This is a genomic window from Pseudobutyrivibrio sp. AR14 (assembly GCF_900101325.1).
In the GTDB taxonomy this organism is placed as follows: domain Bacteria; phylum Bacillota; class Clostridia; order Lachnospirales; family Lachnospiraceae; genus Pseudobutyrivibrio.
The window spans coordinates 1-2340 of sequence record NZ_FMUY01000037.1 but is presented as its reverse complement, the minus strand read 5'-3'; the positions used below and the strand labels follow the sequence as shown (position 1 = coordinate 2340).

At 40.3% G+C, this 2340-nt stretch carries 5 protein-coding genes; 4 read left to right on the top strand and 1 reads right to left on the bottom strand.

What is annotated here, in order from left to right; translation table 11 throughout:
* Window positions 1-168: 168 nt before the first annotated feature.
* On the bottom strand, window positions 169-483 hold the full coding sequence (locus BLP50_RS14125; protein WP_176753800.1) for a helix-turn-helix domain-containing protein: 315 nt from the start codon (window positions 481-483) through the stop codon (window positions 169-171).
* Between the two features lie 185 nt (window positions 484-668).
* On the opposite strand from BLP50_RS14125, the gene BLP50_RS14120 reads away from it, so the two are divergent.
* From BLP50_RS14120 to BLP50_RS14605, 4 genes are all read left to right on the top strand, one after another.
* The gene (locus BLP50_RS14120) at window positions 669-1010 is read left to right on the top strand and encodes a type II toxin-antitoxin system RelE/ParE family toxin (protein WP_090155896.1); all 342 of its coding nucleotides are present in this window, start codon (window positions 669-671) and stop codon (window positions 1008-1010) included.
* A gap of 1 nt (window position 1011) precedes the next feature.
* The gene (locus BLP50_RS14115; RefSeq protein WP_090155894.1) at window positions 1012-1347 is read left to right on the top strand and encodes a helix-turn-helix domain-containing protein; all 336 of its coding nucleotides are present in this window, start codon (window positions 1012-1014) and stop codon (window positions 1345-1347) included.
* Between the two features lie 62 nt (window positions 1348-1409).
* Window positions 1410-1694, top strand: a complete 285-nt coding sequence (locus tag BLP50_RS14610; protein WP_330386100.1) for an NUDIX hydrolase — start codon at window positions 1410-1412, stop codon at window positions 1692-1694.
* Window positions 1625-2173, top strand: a complete 549-nt coding sequence (locus BLP50_RS14605; protein WP_330386101.1) for an NUDIX domain-containing protein — start codon at window positions 1625-1627, stop codon at window positions 2171-2173. Before BLP50_RS14610 ends, BLP50_RS14605 begins: the two co-directional genes overlap by 70 nt.
* The last annotated feature ends 167 nt before the right edge of the window (window positions 2174-2340 follow it).

Genomic DNA, 2340 nt, shown 5'->3' with positions numbered 1-2340 from the left:
GACATGGAACGATATAGAAAAATGATATAGTAGATTAGAAATGTTCAAGCCGCAATAGCTAATGCTACTGCGGCTTGTTTGATGGACCAGGGGGACGGGGTTAGTGGACCATTTTGGATACACTAGATTTTTACATAGGACAGTTATTTCGTGAGAGATAGCTGTCCTTTATTTTTGCCATATCTTAATTGTAGCCAAGAGCTTTTCTTTTTGTTTATCATCAAGTGTTTGTATTGCATTCCAAAGAGCATTGTCTGTAGCCGACTTCTGGTATTCTGGTTCAAGCTTTCCAACAAGCTCATCTAGAGTAATTCCCATAAGTTTAGAATAGTAAATAAGGACTCTAAGGGACATGGCAGTACGTCCATTTTCAACGTTGCTGATGTAACCAGGTGTTACATCAAGGCCTTTTGCTACCTGGTTTTGCGTCATTCCTAGATTGATTCGATAGTTTTTTATTTGTTCTCCGTAATTCTCATTCATGATTCCAACCTCATTTATTAATAATATAGTTAATTATACTATTGGTATTGATTTTGCTGAAGTATTTGATTAGTATAGTATATATACTAAGAGTATACTAGTGGTTAAAGTTGAGGATGAAAGCAAATTATAGCAAGTGATTGACACCCTATTGAATAGGGATTATATTATAGATAGGAGTTATTATGACTAGAACTTTTATTCAAACAAAAGAATTTTCTCGGAATTGGGATGATTTAGGTTTTGATGATGAGGATCTTCGTGTACTTGAGTTAGACATAATGAAGAATCCTGATAAGTATCCCGTTATGAGTGGAACAGGAGGTCTTCGAAAAGCTAGAGTTTCATTAGAAAATAAAGGAAAAAGCGGGGGTGCAAGAGTATGTTACGTTGACTTTGTTTTTGCAGAAACCGTTTACCTAGTTACTGTCTATGGAAAAAATGAAAAGGATAATCTATCTAAAAAAGAAAGAAACGAAGTAAAAAAGGTGATTGAAGTGCTTAAAAGGAGCCTTGGAGGTGAGTAATATGAGCGATAACAGAGTATTTAATAGTATTATGACAGGTCTTAATGAAGCACTTGAGGATGCTCAGAGTGAAAAACCTATTCTTAAAAGACATAAGATTGTGGTAGAGCCTGTTAAAATATATGAAGCAGCAGAAGTTAAGAAAATAAGAAATTCAACTGGAATGTCTCAGAAGTCATTTGCAAGCTACATAGGTGTGTCGGATAAAACAGTTGAAGCGTGGGAGGCTGGAATTAATCATCCATCAGGCGCAGCAAGCAGACTATTGAGAATGATGGAAATGGATAAGGATTTGGTTATTAGATTTCCATTTGTGAAAAATGCAATTGCAAAGTAATGGACCTAGGGGACGGAGTTAGTGGACCATTTACGGTTGAATTGTTGATGGAGGAGAATAAAATGGCAGACGAGATTTTTGACATCGTAGATGAAAATGGGCAGCCTACTGGCGAGAGGGTGACTAGGTCACAGGCTCATGCCGATGGCGTTAGACACAGGACTGCGCACATATGGGTGCTTCGGGAAAATGGGGACAAGACGGAGGTGCTACTGCAGAAGAGGGCACTTAACAAGGATTCTTTCCTGGCAGATATGATACTTCATCAGCGGGCCATATCCAGGCGGGAGACGAGCCGCTGGAGTCGGCTATCAGGGAGTTATCGGAGGAGCTTGGTCTTCAGGTAGTGCCGGAGGATTTGCATTTTGAAGGGACATTTCCTATTCAGTATGAGAAGGAATTCCATGGGAAGCCCTTCAAGGACAATGAAATAGCGTTTGTGTATGTCTACGACGAGGAGGCAGGCATTGACGATATTACCATTCAGGAGGAAGAGCTGGATGGGGTGGAATGGTTTGAGCTGGAAGAGGTGTACAGGGCTTGCCAGCCGCCGAGAGATGAGAAGTTTTGCGTGCCAATGGGTGGACTTGAGATAGTGCGAAGGTATGTGAAGGAGCGGAAGAGAAGATTCGATAGCGTGTTTTCGTGCATGTGCATTGGCGTATTGATTGGCATCACAATCGGGGCAGCCTTTGGAGTTATTAATTACCGCATTGGAACATGGATGACTGTAGGGATGATGCTAGGATTGATTGGAGGATTTGTTGCTTCGCGAACTATTAGGAGAGAGGTTCCTGCTAATAGTGAGCGTGGAGATGGCGAATGATGAACAAGGAAGGTAATTATAATATGTGCAAGGCTGTTATAGATTTGACTAATAAGGGAAGAACGGAAGGATATACTGAGGCCATAGCTTTTTCGATAAAGAGTATCATGCAATCATTTAACTATTCTTTTGAACAGGCATGTGCAGTACTTAAAATTGATGCCAAG